Origin of the sequence: Mucilaginibacter corticis (assembly GCF_007558865.1) — a bacterium.
GTDB classification, from domain to species: Bacteria; Bacteroidota; Bacteroidia; order Sphingobacteriales; family Sphingobacteriaceae; genus Mucilaginibacter; species Mucilaginibacter corticis.
Window position 1 is genome coordinate 223,305 of the sequence record NZ_VLPK01000004.1, and the last position, 18,979, is coordinate 242,283.

16 protein-coding genes are annotated in these 18,979 nt (G+C 43.7%); 5 read left to right on the forward strand and 11 right to left on the reverse strand.

What is annotated here, in order from left to right:
- The first annotated feature begins 27 nt into the window (after positions 1-27).
- Both FO440_RS19615 and glgB read left to right on the forward strand, forming a co-directional pair.
- Positions 28-2,484, forward strand: a complete 2,457-nt coding sequence (locus tag FO440_RS19615) for a glycoside hydrolase family 31 protein (protein ID WP_144249996.1) — start codon at positions 28-30, stop codon at positions 2,482-2,484.
- Between the two features lie 132 nt (positions 2,485-2,616).
- Complete coding sequence (glgB, locus tag FO440_RS19620; RefSeq protein WP_246104278.1) at positions 2,617-4,869, forward strand: 1,4-alpha-glucan branching protein GlgB; 2,253 nt, start codon at positions 2,617-2,619, stop codon at positions 4,867-4,869.
- A gap of 16 nt (positions 4,870-4,885) precedes the next feature.
- Here the strand turns inward: glgB and FO440_RS19625 are convergent, their stop codons facing one another.
- The 5 genes from FO440_RS19625 to FO440_RS19645 all read right to left on the reverse strand — a co-directional run bounded on the left by FO440_RS19625 (position 4,886) and on the right by FO440_RS19645 (position 10,152).
- Entirely contained in the window at positions 4,886-5,377 is a 492-nt protein-coding gene (locus FO440_RS19625) for an isoprenylcysteine carboxyl methyltransferase family protein (RefSeq protein WP_144249997.1), read from the reverse strand.
- Position 5,378: 1 nt separating this feature from the next.
- On the reverse strand, positions 5,379-6,440 hold the full coding sequence (locus FO440_RS19630) for a type III polyketide synthase (protein WP_144249998.1): 1,062 nt from the start codon (positions 6,438-6,440) through the stop codon (positions 5,379-5,381).
- Positions 6,441-6,528: 88 nt separating this feature from the next.
- Positions 6,529-7,725, reverse strand: coding sequence for a mannonate dehydratase (uxuA, locus tag FO440_RS19635; protein ID WP_144249999.1), 1,197 nt, complete (start codon positions 7,723-7,725; stop codon positions 6,529-6,531).
- A 304-nt stretch (positions 7,726-8,029) separates the two neighbouring features.
- The gene (locus tag FO440_RS19640; RefSeq protein WP_144250000.1) at positions 8,030-9,703 is read right to left on the reverse strand and encodes a sodium/sugar symporter; all 1,674 of its coding nucleotides are present in this window, start codon (positions 9,701-9,703) and stop codon (positions 8,030-8,032) included.
- A gap of 98 nt (positions 9,704-9,801) precedes the next feature.
- The gene (locus FO440_RS19645; protein WP_144250001.1) at positions 9,802-10,152 is read right to left on the reverse strand and encodes a hypothetical protein; all 351 of its coding nucleotides are present in this window, start codon (positions 10,150-10,152) and stop codon (positions 9,802-9,804) included.
- A 232-nt stretch (positions 10,153-10,384) separates the two neighbouring features.
- Between FO440_RS19645 and FO440_RS19650 the strand changes: the two genes are divergently transcribed.
- The 3 genes from FO440_RS19650 (at position 10,385) to FO440_RS19660 (ending at position 12,996) form a co-directional block, all read left to right on the forward strand.
- Positions 10,385-12,379 (forward strand): glycoside hydrolase family 127 protein, encoded by a 1,995-nt coding sequence (locus FO440_RS19650; protein ID WP_144250002.1) that lies wholly within the window; start codon positions 10,385-10,387, stop codon positions 12,377-12,379.
- A gap of 32 nt (positions 12,380-12,411) precedes the next feature.
- Positions 12,412-12,726 (forward strand): toxin-antitoxin system YwqK family antitoxin, encoded by a 315-nt coding sequence (locus FO440_RS19655; RefSeq protein WP_144250003.1) that lies wholly within the window; start codon positions 12,412-12,414, stop codon positions 12,724-12,726.
- Positions 12,727-12,810: 84 nt separating this feature from the next.
- A complete protein-coding gene (locus FO440_RS19660) occupies positions 12,811-12,996 on the forward strand; it encodes a hypothetical protein (protein ID WP_144250004.1) in 186 nt (61 codons plus the stop codon).
- Positions 12,997-13,131: 135 nt separating this feature from the next.
- Here the strand turns inward: FO440_RS19660 and FO440_RS19665 are convergent, their stop codons facing one another.
- The 6 genes from FO440_RS19665 to FO440_RS19690 form a co-directional block, all read right to left on the reverse strand.
- The gene (locus tag FO440_RS19665) at positions 13,132-13,584 is read right to left on the reverse strand and encodes a hypothetical protein (RefSeq protein ID WP_144250005.1); all 453 of its coding nucleotides are present in this window, start codon (positions 13,582-13,584) and stop codon (positions 13,132-13,134) included.
- A gap of 66 nt (positions 13,585-13,650) precedes the next feature.
- On the reverse strand, positions 13,651-14,466 hold the full coding sequence (locus tag FO440_RS19670; RefSeq protein ID WP_144250006.1) for an energy transducer TonB: 816 nt from the start codon (positions 14,464-14,466) through the stop codon (positions 13,651-13,653).
- Positions 14,467-14,547: 81 nt separating this feature from the next.
- A complete protein-coding gene (locus FO440_RS19675; protein ID WP_144250007.1) occupies positions 14,548-14,946 on the reverse strand; it encodes an ExbD/TolR family protein in 399 nt (132 codons plus the stop codon).
- Positions 14,946-15,644 carry a MotA/TolQ/ExbB proton channel family protein gene (locus FO440_RS19680; RefSeq protein ID WP_144250008.1) on the reverse strand — a complete coding sequence of 233 codons (699 nt, stop codon included), beginning with the start codon at positions 15,642-15,644 and terminating at the stop codon, positions 14,946-14,948. The genes FO440_RS19675 and FO440_RS19680 overlap by 1 nt, the downstream gene beginning before the upstream one ends.
- Positions 15,645-15,655: 11 nt before the next feature.
- Positions 15,656-16,969 (reverse strand): hypothetical protein, encoded by a 1,314-nt coding sequence (locus FO440_RS19685; RefSeq protein ID WP_144250009.1) that lies wholly within the window; start codon positions 16,967-16,969, stop codon positions 15,656-15,658.
- A 114-nt stretch (positions 16,970-17,083) separates the two neighbouring features.
- A complete protein-coding gene (locus tag FO440_RS19690; RefSeq protein ID WP_144250010.1) occupies positions 17,084-18,967 on the reverse strand; it encodes a porin family protein in 1,884 nt (627 codons plus the stop codon).
- Positions 18,968-18,979 lie beyond the last annotated feature (12 nt).

Below are 18,979 nucleotides of genomic sequence, written 5' to 3' on the forward strand. Positions count from 1 at the left end.
CATGAACCAATAGATTAATATAGTTTTATGGAAGATAATACAATAGATCCAGAATTAGAATCGAACAAAATAGCTGAAGATGATGATACCTTTCAGCATATAAATAACCCCATTGTTGGTATAAAGCCTATTATTAAAAAATACCTCGGCGTACCTAATCATGCAGACCAGATAGGCAACAAATTCTTTTTAACAGACGGCGAAGCCAAAGTTGAAATTACTGTTGTTACCGATCAGATCATCAGGGTAAGGCTGGCACCTCATGGCGTATTTCTTGAAGAGTTTTCATACGGTGTACCTAAATTGGTGCAAAAAGCTACCGCGTTTACTTTATTTGAGAATGATACTGAGTTTAGGGTGTCTACAGGTGTTATAAATTGCCATATTCGTAAAGCCGACTTCTTTATATCATTTTCTGATAGCAATGATAATGTTACCAGTACTGATGCCGTGCCTATGCACTGGGAAGAAAACGTAGCCTTTGGCGGTTATTATGTTTTCTGCACCAAAACCTGCGGCCCTAAAGAAAGCTTTTTTGGTTTAGGCGATAAACCTACCGAACTTAACTTACGTGGTAAAAGGTTTGTTAACTGGAACACCGATGCCTATTCGTTCCAATGGAACCAGGACCCGATATACCGTACCATTCCTTTTTATATCAGTATAAATGAAGGCATATCGCATGGTATCTTCTTCGACAATACGTATAAATCGCATTTTGATTTTGGTTCTGAAGAAAAAAACAAAACCAGTTTCTGGGCTGATGGCGGTGAGTTACAATACTACTATATCCACGGCCCTCACATGATGGACGTGGTTAAAAATTACCATATTTTAACCGGTACACACCCAATGCCGCCGCTTTGGGCGTTTGGCTACCACCAATGCCGCTGGAGCTACTACCCGGAAGCAAAGGTTACTAAAATTGCAAAGACATTCCGCGAGCAAAAGATCCCATGCGATGCTATCTACTTAGATATCGATTATATGGATGGTTACCGTTGCTTTACCTGGAACAAAAAATACTTCCCAGATCCTAAAAAAATGGTGAAGGAACTTGCTGCCGACGGTTTTAAAACGGTAGTAATTATTGACCCGGGGATCCGTGTGGATGATAATTACTGGGTATTTAAAGAAGGTAAAGAGAAACGCTATTTCTGCCGCCGAAGTGATGATTACTTTATGGAGGGCCACGTATGGCCGGGCCGTTGCCAGTTCCCTGATTTTACCAATCCCGAAGTTCGCGAATGGTGGGGTGGGTTATTTGAAGGACTGGTTGAAACCGGTGTGGCAGGTGTATGGAACGATATGAACGAACCTGCCGTATTTGGTACAGGTTCATTCCCTGACGACGTTCGTCACCAGTATGACGGTCACCGTGGGTCGCACCGTAAGGCACATAATGTTTATGGTATGCAAATGGTGCGTTCAACTTACGAAGGTTTGCGTACCATAATGAAAAATAAACGTCCGTTCACTATTACCAGGGCGGGTTATTCGGGTGTGCAGCGTTATTCGTCTGTTTGGACAGGTGATAACGTAGCTACCTGGGAACACCTGAAATTAGGTAACGTGCAATTGCAGCGTTTGTCTATGTCGGGTATCTCATTTTGCGGTACCGATATCGGCGGTTTTAGCGGTGAGCCTGACGGCGAGCTATTTACCCGCTGGATCCAATTGGGAACTTTCGCGCCGTTTATGCGCGCGCACTCTGCAGGTGATACCAAGGAACGTGAGCCATGGAGCTTTGGCGAGCCATATACTTCGATCAATCGTAAATTTATCGAACTACGTTATAAACTGATCCCTTATTTATACTCGACCTTTTGGGAGCACCACCGTTACGGTTTCCCTATTTTAAGGCCGCTGGTAATGCAGGAGCAGATAGAATCTGATAATTATTTCCGCCAGGATGAGTTTACTTATGGCGATAAGATCTTGATCTGCCCGGTATTAGAGCCGGGGCAAAAAAGCCGTAAAGTATACCTGCCTACAGGCAAATGGTACAATTTCTGGACGCTTGAAGTAGTTGAAGGCGGTAAAGAAGTTGAAGTATTAACCCCGTTAGAAACCATCCCGATCTTTGTAAAAGCCGGTTCGGTTATCCCTGAATACCCGGTAATGCAATACGTAGGCGAGAAAGAAATTGAAGAAGTTAAACTGAATGTTTATTACAGCGATTACGTAGCCAACTCTTTCTTCTTTGAAGATTACGGCGAAACATTTGCGTATGAGCAAGACATCTACTCTGAAAAGAAATTTGCGGTAGATGGTAACAAAACCAGCTTTTCTATTCAGCAAAGTCTTGAAGGTTTGTACACACCACGATATGAAACCTATTCGTTCACCGTATCGGGATTGCCGTTTAAGCCATCAAAAATTACAATAGATGGCAAAGCATTTAAAGATTTCGCGGTTAATGCCGATAAGATCCTGGAGTTTAAGTACAGCAAAAACTTTAAAAAGATAGAAATCAGCAAATAATTTTAAAGGCTCCGGAAACGGGGCCTTTTTTGTTTTTATCTGTTAATGTTGCAATTATCAGCCATAACATTTTATTTGCACACCAAACAATAATGATATATTTGATTGTTATAACTAAACTCATTAACTTAAATGAGTTTATCTAAATCGCCCGAAAGGGCTTCCAGCATGGCAAAAAAAACCACCACTACCAAACCCGAAGCTACAGCAGCTAAACCGGAAAAAACCACCAAAGCTAAAGTTGTAAAAGAAGTAAAGAAACCGGCGGAGGTAAAAGCCGAAAAAGCCGTTAAACCTAAAGTTGTAAAAGAAGTAAAGAAACCGGCAGAGGTAAAAGCCGAAAAAGCCGTCAAACCTAAAGCTGTAAAAGAAAAGGCCCCGGCAACGTCAAAAGAAACCGTTAAAAAGGCCGCAGTTAAAAAAGAAACGACTAAAAAAGCAACCGAACCAAAAGCTACCGAAGTTCCTGTTACAACTTACAATGCTGTTATACCTTACAGCCGTTTTACAGATTTTGATATCGCGCTGTTCAAATCGGGCAAGCATTACAAATTGTATGAAAAATTGGGCTCGCACGTGGTTGAGCATAATGGCGTTGTAGGGACCTATTTTTCTGTTTGGGCGCCAAACGCGCAATATGTTGCTGTTATAGCGAATTTTAATGGTTGGAACCGCGGCTCGCACCCCTTATTTATCCGTTGGGATGGTTCAGGGATCTGGGAGGGGTTTATACCGAACGTAGGTAATGGCGAGGTTTATAAATACTTTATAAATTCATCCACCGGCGAGGACCTGGAGAAAAGTGATCCTTTCGCTTTACGCTGGGAAGTTCCGCCGCGTACCGGCTCTATAGTAGCCGATACCTATTATGAGTGGAAAGATACCAACTGGATGGCTAACCGTTACCAACATAACGCGCTAGACAAGCCGTATTCGGTTTACGAAGTACATTTGGGCTCATGGGCGCGTGATTTTAATAATCCGGACGTGTTTTATAATTATGAGGAACTGGCAACAATGCTGGTGCCTTATGTAAAGCATATGGGCTTTACCCACGTAGAGCTTATGCCGATCATGGAGCATCCTTATTATCCAAGCTGGGGTTACCAGGTGAGCGGTTATTTTGCCGCGTCGTCACGTTATGGTACCCCGCAGCAACTCATGTTTTTGATAGAGCGGTTTCACCAGGAAGGAATAGGCGTGATATTGGATTGGGTTCCGTCACACTTTCCGGGCGATGCTATGGCGCTGTACAATTTTGACGGTACACACCTTTATGAGCATGCCGATGAACGTAAAGGCTTTCATCCCGACTGGAAATCGTACATATTTAACTATGGCCGCAACGAGGTAAGGGCATTCCTGATCAGTAATGCCTTGTTCTGGCTGGACAGGTACCATGTTGACGGCTTACGTGTCGATGCGGTAGCCTCTATGCTTTACCTGGATTACTCGCGTAAGCATGGCGAGTGGGAAACCAATATCTATGGTGGAAATGAGAACCTGGAAGCGGTTTCATTCTTAAAAGAATTTAATGAGGCCTGCTACAGCCACTTCCCTGATATTCAAACCATAGCCGAAGAGTCGACATCATTTACAGGCGTAAGCCGCCCGGTATTTTTAGGTGGATTGGGCTTCGGTATGAAATGGATGATGGGCTGGATGCACGATACCATTAAATACTTCCAGGAAGATCCGATCAATAGAAAATATCACCATAACCAATTGACATTTAGTTTGATCTATGCCTTTACAGAGAACTTTATGCTGCCTTTCTCGCATGATGAGGTGGTGTATGGTAAAGGCTCTATGCTACGTAAAATGCCCGGCGACGAGTGGCAGCAATTTGCCAACCTGCGTTTGTGTTACAGCTACATGTTTATGCACCCGGGTGCCAAATTGCTGTTTATGGGTGCCGAGTTTGGCCAGGGCACGGAGTGGAACTTCCAAAACGCATTGCAATGGCATGTGTTAGATTATCCGAACCATAAAGGGGTAAGTGAAACTGTTAGAGCGCTTAACCATCTGTATAAAACCGAGCCTGCTTTGTTTGAAAAAGCATTCTCGCCTGAAGGTTTTGAATGGATCGACGGTGGTAACGCTAATGATTCGGTAGTGGTATTTGCGCGTAAGGGCCATGATCCTAAAAATGATCTGTTGGTAGTGTTGAATATGACACCAGTTCCGCGTCATGATTTTAGAGTAGGGGTAACGGCAGCCGGAAACTGGCAGGAGATCTTTAACTCCGACCTACAGGAGTTCTGGGGTAGCGGCACAACCAACGCCAAAACACTAAAAAGCGAAAAGATCCACTGGCACGGAAAAGACAATTCTATCAATATTACCTTGCCGCCATTAGCAGCATCGGTATTTAAGAAAGCATAAAAGCATAAGGTGTGGGCTATTTGGCCCACACCTTATTTTCAACACTTATACGTACTGTTAGCATAGCCGCGTTAAGCAGGGTGAAAATTATGGCAGTATAGTACAGGTGAAACACCAGCGGGATAATGGCTATCTCGCAAACCACTTCCATATAATTAGGATGTTTGAAGATTTTGTAAGGGCCTTTCTTTACAGGATATACGCCGGGTATGCGGTAGATCCTGGTGTTCCAGTACTTACCTAATGACGATAGCGCCCAGAATTTAAATGACAGCACTAACAAAAAGGCGGTCAGTAGGATCCAGCTGATAGGGGTGCCGCCCCTTAAGTAATACTCGGCAATAATGGATATGATAAACAGCGTGTGCATGGCCACCATGTATGGGTAATGGCTTTGTCCGTATTGTATCGCTCCGTTTTGTAATAACCACTTTTCGTTACGACTGGATATGTACAATTCTGATAGGCGTTGCAGGATCAGGAAAGAGATGAATATGATAAAGTACATATCAATCTTTAGCCAGCTTGAGTAAAACCATCTCGCTTGAAAAACCGGGACCCATGGCCATCATTAAACCATAGCCATCCTCAAAGCCTTCGGTCATAAAACGTTCAAGCACGTATAAAACGGTAACGCTGCTCATGTTGCCATTGTCGTTCATAACAGCGCGGGTTTTATTCAGGAAATCGCCTTCGACGCCTAAGGCATCGGTGTAAGCATCCAACACCTTTTTACCGCCGGGATGAAAGATGAAGTTTTTGATATCGCTTAGCTGTAATTGGTGTTTGCTTAAAAACCCGGTGATATCATGCTTTACGTTTTCATGGATAAATGTGGGAATATCTTTTGAGAACAATACCTTAAAGCCGGTGTCCTGGAAATCCCAGCCCATTACTTCAAGCGAGTCGTAGTATAATTTGCTGCTTGAGGCTACGTAATCTATTTTTTGATCGCCGCGGGTATGATTGTCACCTTTAACAATACAAGCCGCTATACCGTCCGAAAACAGGCTTGAGCCAATGAAATTGCTCTTGCTGTAATCGTTTTTGATCAGGGTGAGTGAACATAACTCTACAGCCACCAGTAACACTACCGCGTCGGGGTTGGCTATGGCCGCCATATTAGCTTTTGCCATGCCCGATACGCCGCCGCCGCAACCTAAACCCCAAAGCGGGCTGCGGTTAATATGCGGGTTAAGGCGCATTTTATTGATGATCAGCGCGTCCATACTGGGTGTGGCCAAACCGGTGGTCGATACAAAGATGATATCGGTAATGTCTTCCTTTTTGATGCCTGATTTAACAATGCAATCCTCAATAGCTTCGACCGAATAGTTCAAGGCATTTTCAAGATAGTCGTTGTTCCGTTCCTCGAAGGTATTGGGCTCGGCGTAGTAGGACAGGGGCTTGCAGAAGTTACGGGTGACGATCTCTGTATTATCAAAAGCAAAGATCAGCCGGTCCGTTTGCGGGAAGTTCACCGAAAACAGGTCATGCGCCTGTTGTTTAACGTCTTGCTGTTTGGCTTTGTAAGGTAGATCAATGGTGGATGTGGATGATATATGGGGCATATAGTAGTTACGTAGTTCTTTAGCGTTCAGTTGCCCTATACTAAGCAGAAAAAGGGATATTTGTTTTACCTCTCCCCAACCCCTTTGATCAGGAGAGGTGCAAACTCCTCTTTACACCCATTTCCAGCCCGCGTAACTCAGCCAGGCCTTTTAGCCTGCCGATAACCGAATAACCCGGGAAGGTGTCATAATTAAAGTCATCCAGCAGCTTATGCCCGTGGTCGGGGCGCATGGGTATAGCAATGTCTGTGCGGCCGGCTTGCTGCCTTTTCTGTTGTTCAAGTACCAGGTTCTTCATTACGGCATACATGTCTGTGCTGCCCTCTAAGTGGTTATCCTCATAAAAGCTGCCATCAACTTCGCGCTTTACATTGCGCAGGTGCAGGAAATGAAAATGCTGCCCTAACCGTTCTACGATTCCCGGTAGGTCGTTATCGCCGCGGGCGCCTAATGACCCGGTGCAGAACGTGATACCATTACTGGCCGACGGCGCGGCGTTCACCACATCATTCAGGTCTTGTTCTGTCGATACTATCCTTGGCAACCCAAATATCGGGAATGGTGGATCATCTGGGTGTACGCACATTTTTATGCCCAGCTTCTCAGCATCGGGGATAATAGCCTGTAAGAAGTAAGCCATATTGGCTTTAAGCCCGTCGGCGTCGGTATCTTCATAACGTTTCAGGAAGTCTTTGAACTGGCCGATGGTCAGTACATCCTTTGTACCGGGTAAACCGGCCATGATGTTATTGATGAGCAATTGCTTTTGGTCCTGGCTTAAACCATCCAGGTATAGTTTGGCGGCTTGCTGTTGCTCGACGGTGAACTCGTCAAAAGCGCCGGGACGCTCTAAGATATACAGATCAAAGGCGGCATGGGCTCTGGCATCAAAACGCAGTGCCGACGCTCCGTTAGGTAAGCGGTAGTCGATATCGGTACGGGTCCAGTCCAACACCGGCATAAAGTTATAGCATACGGTGCTTACGCCTGCGGCGGACAGGTTCTTTAGCGTTTCAATGTAGTTATTGATGTAATGGTCGCGGTCCGCGTCGGCGGTTTTAATGCTGTTGTGCACATTCACGCTCTCAACAACCGACCACCTGAAGCCGGCTGCCTCAATGATAGCCTTACGCTTTTTGATCTCGTCAAAGCTCCACACTTCGCCGGATGGGATATGGTGCAGCGCGTTCACTATGCCGGTAGCGCCGGTGTGGCTTATAGCGGTAAGCGTAGCCGCGTCATTCGGGCCGTACCAGCGAAAGGTTTGTTCTAAATCAGGTATCATGATCAACTAATATAGTACGATGGTTTATAGATTACAAATAAACGTAATTTGATGTACTGTACCACGTGAGTGTGTAACAGTTGGAACATTTGGTACACCTGTTTTTGCAATTTGTTGATAATAAAGCAATTAATTTCCTGCAGGAGATTTCATGATACACTTTGGCACAACTTTTACGTCAGTAAGTTTACAGACAAAAAATCTATAAATTATTGTATATAAGTTTATTGCGCTGTTGAAATTTTTGAAAACAAAAAAGGCGATGAATTTTAAATTCATCGCCTTTTAAAAATTGTTTTATTTCTTACCAGAACATTGAATACAAAGCAACCAGCGCGCCGCCAATTACTAAAGTACCGATGGCAAAGCTTCTTGATGTTTTGAACATGCTTGGGTCAACTTCAAGGCCGTGAACTTTATCGCCTTTGGCATTTTCTATCATTGAAATAATATACATACCCACCACGCAGATCAGGAACACAAAACCCATACGGTCAATAAACGGCATTTCGTAAACGCCATCAGCATTTTTATCGGCAAAGCCTGATGATGCCAAGCCCTGAAGATTGATATAATGCGGCATTACCTTGAATCCAACGGATAAAATAAAACCACCAACGGTAGCAAATAGTGCCGCGCTTGAGGTAGTTTTTTTCCAGAAGAAACCTAAAATAAACATGGCAAAGATCCCCGGCGAAACAAAACCGGTATATTCCTGGATATATTGGAAACCGCCTTTTTTGTCGATGCCCAAATGCTTACAAATAAGTACGCCAAGCAACATGGCTACAACCACGGTTATCTTACCAATAGTTACTGTTTTTTTATCGGTGATGCCCGGGTTAATTTTCTTGTAAACGTCAAGAGTGAATATGGTTGCGATACTGTTTGCCTTACCTGCCAGTGAAGCTACCACCGCAGCTGTAAGCGCCGCGAATGATAAACCTTTTAAGCCTGAAGGCAACAGGTTAAGCAGGACAGGGTATGACCTGTCAGGGTTCACCTCGCCGCCAATAGTCATTTTACTGACAAAGTTAGATACGTCCTGTTTATATAAGATGAATGCTGCAATGCCTGGTAATACCACAATTATCGGCATTAATAATTTTAAGAAAGCAGCGAACAGGATCCCGCCGCGGGCTGTTTTTAGATCGGCACCCAAAGCACGTTGGGTGATGTATTGATTACAGCCCCAATAGTTCAAGTTTACTATCCACATACCGCCAATTAATACGCTTAAGCCCGGCAGGTCAAGGTAGTTAGGGTTATCGGTTTTAAAGATCATGTGGAAGTGGTCGCCGGCTTGTTCTTTCATGGTGCTTAAACCGTGTAGAAAGCCGCCTCCGCCAAAACGGTCAGACACTAAATTTACTGCGATATAGGTGGTTACCAAACCGCCCAGTATTAAAAAGAATACCTGGATAACATCTGTATAACCAATAACCTTCATGCCACCCAGCGTGATGATAACCGCGAATATGGCCATACCCCAGATACAAACATCAATATTAACGCCTGAAATTGCGCTTACTGCTAATGCCCCTAAGAAAAGTATAGAAGTTAAGTTTACAACAACATATAGCAATAGCCAGAAAATAGCCATAATCATAGCCACTGTGCCGTTGTACCGCTGGTTCAAAAACTGCGGCATGGTAAAGATCTTGTTCTTGAGATAGACGGGGATAAAGAACACAGCTACGATTATCAGTGTGGCGGCAGCCATCCACTCGTACGTAGCAATAGCAAGGCCCATTTTAAAGCCCGACCCGCTCATGCCGATAAATTGCTCGGCAGATATGTTTGAAGCTATCAGCGAAGCGCCAATTGCCCACCAGGTTAATGAACCTTCGGCCAGGAAGTAATCGTTTGATCCGGTTTCGGCTTTACGCTTGCGCCAGTAAACCCATAGCCCATAAGAGGCAACTACTACAAAGTAAATAGCAAATACTATATAATCGCCATTTGAAAGCTTATTCATATTGTGTAAAGTTTATTAATTGGAGCGCAATTATAAACTTTATATAACGCTTTATCAAGCTATACGTAGCGTTTGTTACAATTATTTATTAAAAAGTATTATTTGCTTACTGTTATCTGATTAGGCTCTGAAGCTACAATTTCCAGGCTGTTTTTATACAATTCCAAAAGTCCGGTCACGCAAACGTGTTTTCGTTTTAGGTTAACCCAATCCAGTTGCAATTTATTGCCCTTTATCGCTATGGTAAATTTTTGGTTGGGATAATTACCGCCCATGTTTAGTAACGTTAGCGTATCACTGAATATTTTCACACCATAAACGGTATCGCATAAGGTAGCTTCCTTACCAATATGGTCTTTGTATTCGGTTGGGGCAAGTGGTTTTTGCTGGGCTTTGGCAGTAAAGGCAAAGCAGGTTATCAGTAAAAATGAGTATAATAAATTTTTCATAGCAGGTAAGTAAATGTGTTTTAAAAGTAACAAATATTCCTGTGCTATGTTTATGGGCGTTACCTTTAATTCGTAGAACCACGATATCCTGTCCCTGCAGGGTCTCTCAAAGAGGACCCTGCGATGAGAGCTACTTTTAATTCATCGCTCTTAAAATGAAATAAGTTATTACCGTTCCGTTAAATTATTTATAAATTAGTTTTCCAATTTTATAAATAGCCAACCAAACTCCATGAGTGTATTTAAAATAAGTGCAGTTTTTGCAGGTGTTGTTCCCGCGTTGTTTTCCGCGTCGGTATTCGCGCAGCAAAATGTTGCTAAAATGACGCCGGTAAGTTTCTCAAATGTCGAGATCAATGATAAATTCTGGTCGCCGCGTATCAGCACCGTAACCAATGTTACTATACCTGTCTGCATAGAGCAAACAGAGGTTAAAACACCGCGCATCCGTAATTTTGAAAAGGTGGCCCGCGCCAAAGGCGAAAAGCATGAAGGCATTTATTATGACGACTCGGATGTTTACAAAGCCCTTGAAGCTATTGCCTACTCGCTTAAAAATCATCCCGACCCAAAACTTGAAGCTAAGGCAGATGAGTGGATAGATAAAATTGCCGCCGCCCAGCAGCCCGACGGTTACCTGAATACGTACTACACCTTATCGGGCCTTGACAAACGGTGGACGGATATGGAAAAGCACGAGGATTACAACGCCGGCCACCTGATAGAAGCCGCTGTTGCTTATTATAATACCACGCATAAACGTAAACTGTTGGAAGTAGCTATGCGTGTTGCCGATAATATTGACAATACATTCAGGCAAAAAGGCCTGCACTGGGTATCGGGCCACGAAGAGATAGAGCTGGCGCTGGTTAAGCTGTATAAGGTTACCGGCAAGGAAAAGTATCTTGACCTGGCGGATTGGTACCTGCAGCAGCGCGGGCACGGCTATGGCAAGGGCGCTATCTGGAATAATAGGGATATGGGCGCAAAATATTGCCAGGATGATGTACCCGTAGCCGACCAAAAACAGATAGAGGGACATGCCGTTAGGGCCATGTACCTGTACACCGGGGCTGCAGACGTAGGCGCTGCAAAAAATGATCCCTCATATTTTAAGGCGATGAACAATGTTTGGGAAGATGTGGTTTATCGCAACATGTATATTACGGGTGGTATCGGTTCGTCGGGCAGTAATGAGGGTTTTTCGGTTGATTATGACCTGCCTAATAAAAACGCCTATTGCGAAACCTGTGCTTCGGTAGGGATGGTGCTTTGGAACGAGCGGATGAACCTGCTGACAGGTAACGCCAAGTTTGTTGATGTTTTGGAGCGAAGCCTGTACAACGGCGCGCTCGACGGTCTATCCCTAAGCGGCGATAGGTTCTTTTATGGTAATCCCTTAGCGTCAGAGCCTAACTACCAGCGCAGCGAGTGGTTCGGTACGGCTTGTTGCCCGTCAAATATCGCGCGGCTGGTTGAGTCGTTAGGTAATTATATTTACGCGTCTAATAACGACGCGGTTTGGGTTAACTTGTTTGTGGGCAGTAAAACCAGTATCCCGCTTAAAAAAGGCACGGTGCAGTTACAGCAGGAAAGCAATTACCCATGGGATGGCAATATCAAGCTGACGGTAAATCCGGCAGCCAAACAAAGCTTCCCGCTGCATGTACGCATCCCGGGGTGGGCCAACAATCAGCCGGTACCGGGCGAAACTTACCGCTTCGCGGATAAAGAAGAAAACCCTATCAGCATCAGCCTGAATGGAAAACCTGTAAAATATGAGATGCAGAATGGTTATGCGGTGATCAGCCGCGAATGGAAAAAAGGTGATGTGATAGCCCTGAATTTACCTATGCCGGTAAGGCAGGTGCTGGCTACAGATAGTGTTAAGGCCGACCGTAACAAAGTAGCCATACAACGCGGCCCGTTAATGTATTGTGTGGAACAGTTAGCCAATGCCGACCCAAAACAGAATTTCATTATCCCGGACAATGCAACGTTTAAAACTGAATTTGAGCCAAACCTGCTAAATGGCGTTACTGTGATAAAAGCGGATGTATCAGTCATCAAACCGACTGCCAACGGCAAAAGCCTGGAAACACAAAACGGCAGTATCACCGCTATTCCATATTATTCGTGGGCCAACAGAGGCCGGTCGCAAATGGAGGTATGGCTGCCAACCAAGGTTAGCAGTGTAAATATTAAGGCTAATAGTGATGATAATTAATAGATAAGTTTGATAGTTCACTATAATAGGATATGAGCCTTAGAGTAAATTATGATGATTTGGAGATAATTGGGTTTGATGGCGGGGGTATAGAAATGTTTAACTATGAGGGACAGCCGTTTACCGGGATAGTAGTTTCTATGAAAGATGGCGTTGTGTACACCGAGGAAGAATACCAAAACGGGTATAAAGAAGGTTTGCAAAAAGAATATTTCTTTACAAGTGGGGTACTAAGATTTGAATTTACTGTCAGGAATAACAATTTGAACGGAGTTTTTAAAACCTGGGATGAAAATGGGAATTTAGTAAAACAGTCAAACTGGAAAGATGGAGCAAAGATTAGTTAATTCTATACAGGTTAAGTGCAAACTAAAACAACAGAAACTTATTTCGATCTGCATTGTTGAATTTATTACCAAAACATAAATACGATGAAGACTTTAACAGTTCCCGGTGATCCGCATTCAGTAAGCGCAATTATGGTGTCAAAAACAGAAGATTTCCATGATCATGAGATCGTGCAGATCAACTCGTCTGACGGCAGCAAAAGCGTAGAGAAGAAAATTTTCCGCGTGGTAGATGGCGGCGAAGACCATTGGGAATTGCAATTTGAATAACAATTCGCCCTGTAAAGCGTCCACGCTTTACAGCATATAAATGCGAGCGTCCACGCTCGCGGATTGGATTGAGTTTGAGCGCAGACGCTCAAAAAACTTATTGTTAAAGCGCAGACGCTTTAACAGGCGGTGTATTTAAAACCAGCTTTTAAGTTTTCCGGGGATTTTTTCCTCTTCGGGTGTTTTGCCGCATATCAGTTCGTCGATCCCAGCGGATACGCTGAATGCTACGCTTTCGTGTCTTATTAAATTGGTAATCCAATTAGCGCCGCACAGCCATGAAAATGTGGCTATACCTATCCACCATGGCCCTCCGTTTATTAACGCAAATATTTCTGCTAATACAGATAATATGGATGTACCTGTAAATAGCTTACGCATATTAATTTGATAAACAAGGCACCAGCAATTGTTCTTAAAAGCAAAACTGAATATGCCGCTATCGACACTTCCAAACAGTGACCCTCTCCAAATAGACGTAGATCCATTATAACTCACATCTAATTCTGTAACAGTAACATTATCCGCTTTATCCTCTGAGATATATTTTGCTATGAACTGTAATGCTTGCGGTTGATTTTCGGACATTATTTCGGCTTTCAATTTTTTGTTAAATCGTACAGAAAAAGGGAAAATCATTTTGAACGAATAAGCCTAATTCACCTTAAACACAAACACTACAGTACCTACCTGTTGGTCAGGTGCCGACTCAAGCGGATTAAGTTTGGAGTTTTTAACGGCATCCTCGCATTTTTGCAGCAGGTTCGAGTCGGTTATGGTGGTGCCGCGGGCACCTGCACGGGCATAGGTTACGTTACCGTTCTTATCTACACGTAGGTCAACCACTACCTTACCGGTATGCCTGCCGTCATCACTTATGGCCGGTTTGCTGGTAAAGTTACGCTGTGACATCATCAGGCTGCCGCCGTTGCCTGAGCCTGTACCATTATAGTTATTGGTAAGTGTACTGCCGGTTGGTTTACCCTGGTTGCCCGGCGTATTGGTTGTACCGTCGCCTTCGCCCACGCCATTGTTGGTTTTGCCTTTGTACAGCGCGTTTTGATTTACTGTAGGTTTGCTTACCGCCTTGGTTGGCTGGGTGCTGATATTATCGGTTTTCTTTTTTGTATTTGCTGCAACTTCGGGTGCGTCTTCGGTATTTTGGGTGACTACGTTTTTATCGCTGGCATCTACTTTAGTTTTCTCTTCGGTAGGCGGGGCCTTGGTTACTTTGTCGGGCCGGGTATGGTTGGCCTTTTCGGCTACCGACGGCTGCTCGGTGCTCATGTAATCGCTACCCATACCTTCGTCGGTAGTACCGTAATTTACCAGGATCCCACCTGTACCATTCTCTGGCGGCGGCGGATTGTTAAACACGATAAAATAACACATAGCCATCACCAGCGCCAGGATAACGCCTGTCGCCGCAAATGCCTTTGGATAGTTATTTTCTTCCTGGTAGTAATTCATTGTTCAGTTTGCAGTTGTTAGTTTGCAGTTACCAGTTAATAGTTCGGTTTGCAAACTGCTAACTGCCTACTGCCAGCTACTCTACTTAGGTTCCGTTGCCAGTACCAGTTTAATATTTAATTTTTGTGCGATGTCCATTACCGATACTACATCCTGTATGGCTACTACTTTATCAACGTATAAAACGATTGTTACTTCGGTATCCGCGGTTTTATAGGTAGATAGTACAGCATTAAGGTCTGCCACGGCTACGGGTTTTTTATCAACGTAGTAGGTCAGGTCCTTTTTGATCGAAACTATAATGGTTTTCTTAGCGATTGATTTACCCGCTGCCGACTTAGGCAAGCTCAGCTTAATCACATTCGGATTGGTCAATGTCGACGCGATCAGGAAAAACAAAAGCAGGAAGAACATGATATCGTTCATGGCCGAAGTATGTACCTCGGCAGATGCCCCCCTCGTTCTCTTTCTTAAATTCATTATTTGCTGGGCTCTTCTAACAGGTCAATAAATTCAATGGCGTCAGTCTCTAATTGTAAGATCACCTTATCAACCATCATATTTAAAATGTGGTAACCCACATAAGCAATAATACCTACAAATAAGCCAGCTGCAGATGTTACCATCTTTACGTATAAACCACCGGATATTACAGACATACTGTAATTATCGGTCATAGAGATATCGTAAAAGATCTTAATAACCCCGGCAATTGTACCAAGGAAACCAAACATGGGCGCAATACCGGCAACTATACCTAAAATACCTATGTTTTTTTCAAGCTTTGATACTTCCAGCTTGCCAATGTTTTCAATAGCGCCTTCAATATCCTTAATTGGCCTGCCGATACGCAATAAGCCTTTTTGCAGCATACGGCCCAAAGGCGAGTTATTGTTACGGCAAATAGCAATAGCCGATTCCAAATTACCCGAATGGATACTGCTGCGGATCTGCTGCAACAGGTTCGACTCGTTTTTTGATGCCTTGCGGATAGTGAAATATCTTTCAAAGAATATAACCAGTGCCAGCACTGCCAAAATACCAATAGGTATCATTACCAATCCGCCTTTTACTATCAACTCGCCAAAATGAAGTTCTTTTGGGGCCGCTGCTAATTGTTGTGCAGCATGATTAGCTGTATCTGTAATATTTTTTACTGTGTCTGTTACTGCTTGCATTAATTATTGTGTTATTTTTTTTGTGGTATAATTTCTATAGGATAAGCGTCTGTACTTACTTTACCATTTTCCTGCTGTTGTATCCCATAGGCCATTGCTTCTTTTTGTGTTGCAAAATGACCAATGGATATATGGATCAATTTACCCGGGGCATCTGTAACAATGCGCGGATCCAAGCCTTTTTTTCTTAACTTCATACTGTAACGCATAGCTGTAGGCATAGTTTTACAGGCCAATACATAAACTTCAAAACGCCTGGTACCCGTAGCGTCTGATGGTTTTAGCGCGCTTGTATCTAACGCTGCCGCCGCAGTAGTTGTTGCTGCCGGTTTTGTTACCGTTACTGGCGGTTTAGCCGCAGGCTCTTCTTTTTTAGTTGCTACCACCGGGGCTGCTTTTTTCGGCTCTGTTTTCTTAACTGCAGGCGCGGCTTTAACAACGGTATCTCCTTTACTTTGCGGGCCTTCAGCTGTTTCAATCGAATCGGTGTTAGCTGTATCTGCAACCTTAACGGGCACCTCTGTATTAGCTTTAACGGTGTCAGCAGGTTTTGTATTGTCCTGCCAGAAAGCAACTTTAGCAAAAACATCCGGGTAATAGCGGTAAATCCCAAGTATAACAGTATCCAGCAGAAGTATAATAACTACTATTATCAGGAAGATGCGTAAAGGGCTCTTACGCTCATCAGTTTCAGGGGCTACATAGGTGTATTCAGCACCTTCCTGCCGGTTGTAAAATTCTACTGGTTGTGCCTGGTAATGATTTTCAAATACTACAGGTTCACTAACAATTACCGGTTCAACAACCGGCTCAGGTACAATTACCGGTTCAGGGTGATGTTGTACTTCGGCAACTACCGCTGTTTCTTCTGCAACAACTGCTGCAGGTACAGCAGGTACTTCTTCAACAACAGTACCATTTGTTTTGGCTATGCCGACAGGTTCAAGCCCGTAAAAAATGCTGTCGTCAGTTATTTTATCGGCAGGCTTAAAGGTTAGCTGACCGCCATCGGTATAAAACCAGCCGAGGTTACCAACAGCAACTTCACCGGTTAGGGCTTCCTGTTTTAGGTTGGCTACGTACTTTTCAACAAAATATTCTGCAGATGCACCAGAGATGTGTTTTTTTAGCGCGATATAGCCGGACAACTCTTCGGTGCCCGCAGTACCTGCAGTAAATTTAGCCCGGTGATAGGGCGGATAAAATGCGCGTTCATTCTCGTCGTAATACCCACTCATACGCAGCCGCTCAAAGTTACCCAGTCCGGGTATGTCTACTTCGCCCTGCTGCATGAGCAATTCGCTTAAATAAAAGCCTACATCCATTTGCTAAAAGTAACGGTTAATTAGTTAACTTCAAATATAAGTCTTAAGACGATACTGTAAAATGTTAAGTAGTTTAAAAAACTTGCTTAACAGTTTAATCATATAACTTTAATATTAGAAGCTGAAACTGGCACCGCCAAAGATATTAAATCCGTAGTCAGGATAATACAACCAGGTTTGATTTGTTGAATTTAAAATGTTATTTACTTTTCCAAAAATGGAGATTTGTTTGTTAATGCTGTACTCAACGCCTCCGCTCAGGTCAGCAAACTGGCTGATCTGTGATATAGCGGTAGTTGGCGGATTTACACCAAAAGTTTTGTTATACAATGCGTTGTTAGTCTGATCATAAGCTATGCCCCTGAATAATAACGAACCGGTAACTTTAACCTTATCATTAATATTGATAGATGTACCTGCGGTCAGTTTAAACTTAGGCAGGTTCCAGGCCTGTACTTCGCTGGCCATGCTGTAGTTTTTAAATTCGGCACGTCCAAACACACTTACATCACTTGATGCTTTAAAGTCCAGTTCGCCGTTAAAACCGCTTATGGTAGCTGTGCCATTGTCATAAATAACACCAAACCTGTTTTGGCCGGCAGCAAAGTTAAAGTTGCTCACAAACAAAGGCATGTTTTTAACCGTGTTCCTGAAGAAGGTTGCTTTAAAACCAAGCCCCGGTGCCAATGTGCCTTTAAGACCGGCGCTCAGGTCAAGCTTATCAACCGAATTTTTGATATCCAGGTTCTGGCCCAGGAAAGGGTTAAGCCCGTAAAAATCTTTTAATGATGATTTATTTACATCGCCTTTGGCCTCAACAAAAATGCGCACATATTTAGGGATAACCTGTAACTCCGCCTTAGCAGCCGGGAAGATCGAGAAGCGCGATGCAAAGCCAAACTCATCGACAATGTTTACACCTGCGTCAACTTTATAAGCCGTTCCCTGGAATTTGATATAGGGGTTTAACCTTACAATGCTATTGTTGTAGTTATATAAAGAGTCCTTTTGTGTACTCAGATCAAGCGAGGCGCTTAAACCGGCGTAGAACTGGTTAATGGTCTCGTTTAAAAATCCTGACAATACCAGGTTGCTTTCTCTGGCATCAAACTTATCGCTGAAAATATAGCCTTTTAATTTAAGGGCGTAGGTAAAGTCGTTTTCAACGTCTTTGTAGTTTTTAGCAATCTCGCCCTCAGCGCCTAAGGTGCTAAAAGTCTGGCCGGCAACATCAAGCTTAACAGGCGGATGGTCTTTATCATAACCGAAAAAGTTGTTACTGCTGTTGCTGTAATCAATGCGGCCGGTTAACGTATTTTCGTCGCCTATGTTTTTGCCAAAAACGCCTATCTGATCATTACGGGTGTCTTGCTTGTAGTAAGTGGTACCGCCCTGCATTAAATGCTTAACGTAACCGCCCACCTGTAAAGCCTGGTCGCGGCCGTTACCAAAATAGCCTTCAAAAAAGGTGGTTTTTAAATTACCAACCGCGCCACGTACAATGTTGTTGTATGGCAATGTATCCAGCTGGGCAGGCATTTTCATGGCATCCAGTTGTTTTATCTCAGAGTTTTGCTCTAAACGTTTATCAAGCGGCGTATAGGTTAATGGTGCTTTGTATGGTATTTTATCCTCCAGGTCAGGGTTACGACGAATCTTTACAGCATCAGCCAGTAAAGGTTTGTAAGCTGATGTAATTACAATCTCTTCTGATAGGCTGCCGCCGTTAGCGCCATTGGCACCACCTGCGCCGCCGCCACCTTTAGTAGTATCAGCCGCGCTTTTTGCAGCCTGATCGCCTAATGATTTAGTATCGGTTGCTTTTTTTGTACCTGTTGATTTTGCAGCCGGTTTAGCGGTGCTTTTGGCAGGTGCTTTCTTTGCAGTAATTTTTGTTGTCGTCGCTTTTTTTGACTTGGTACTTTTTTGCGCGTCAGCCGGAACAAAGTATAATACCATGATCAAAGTAAACAGCGTATAGGTGTATTTTAATTTCATGTGCTTGTCTTC

Coding starts and splice junctions, on each gene's coding strand:
- FO440_RS19615 (WP_144249996.1), top strand. CDS start 28: ATGGAAGATAATACAATAGATCCAGAATTAGAATCGAACAAAATAGCT.
- glgB (WP_246104278.1), top strand. CDS start 2,617: ATGAGTTTATCTAAATCGCCCGAAAGGGCTTCCAGCATGGCAAAAAAA.
- FO440_RS19625 (WP_144249997.1), bottom strand. CDS start 5,377: ATGTACTTTATCATATTCATCTCTTTCCTGATCCTGCAACGCCTATCA.
- FO440_RS19630 (WP_144249998.1), bottom strand. CDS start 6,440: ATGCCCCATATATCATCCACATCCACCATTGATCTACCTTACAAAGCC.
- uxuA (WP_144249999.1), bottom strand. CDS start 7,725: ATGATACCTGATTTAGAACAAACCTTTCGCTGGTACGGCCCGAATGAC.
- FO440_RS19640 (WP_144250000.1), bottom strand. CDS start 9,703: ATGAATAAGCTTTCAAATGGCGATTATATAGTATTTGCTATTTACTTT.
- FO440_RS19645 (WP_144250001.1), bottom strand. CDS start 10,152: ATGAAAAATTTATTATACTCATTTTTACTGATAACCTGCTTTGCCTTT.
- FO440_RS19650 (WP_144250002.1), top strand. CDS start 10,385: ATGAGTGTATTTAAAATAAGTGCAGTTTTTGCAGGTGTTGTTCCCGCG.
- FO440_RS19655 (WP_144250003.1), top strand. CDS start 12,412: ATGAGCCTTAGAGTAAATTATGATGATTTGGAGATAATTGGGTTTGAT.
- FO440_RS19660 (WP_144250004.1), top strand. CDS start 12,811: ATGAAGACTTTAACAGTTCCCGGTGATCCGCATTCAGTAAGCGCAATT.
- FO440_RS19665 (WP_144250005.1), bottom strand. CDS start 13,584: ATGTCCGAAAATCAACCGCAAGCATTACAGTTCATAGCAAAATATATC.
- FO440_RS19670 (WP_144250006.1), bottom strand. CDS start 14,466: ATGAATTACTACCAGGAAGAAAATAACTATCCAAAGGCATTTGCGGCG.
- FO440_RS19675 (WP_144250007.1), bottom strand. CDS start 14,946: ATGAATTTAAGAAAGAGAACGAGGGGGGCATCTGCCGAGGTACATACT.
- FO440_RS19680 (WP_144250008.1), bottom strand. CDS start 15,644: ATGCAAGCAGTAACAGACACAGTAAAAAATATTACAGATACAGCTAAT.
- FO440_RS19685 (WP_144250009.1), bottom strand. CDS start 16,969: ATGGATGTAGGCTTTTATTTAAGCGAATTGCTCATGCAGCAGGGCGAA.
- FO440_RS19690 (WP_144250010.1), bottom strand. CDS start 18,967: ATGAAATTAAAATACACCTATACGCTGTTTACTTTGATCATGGTATTA.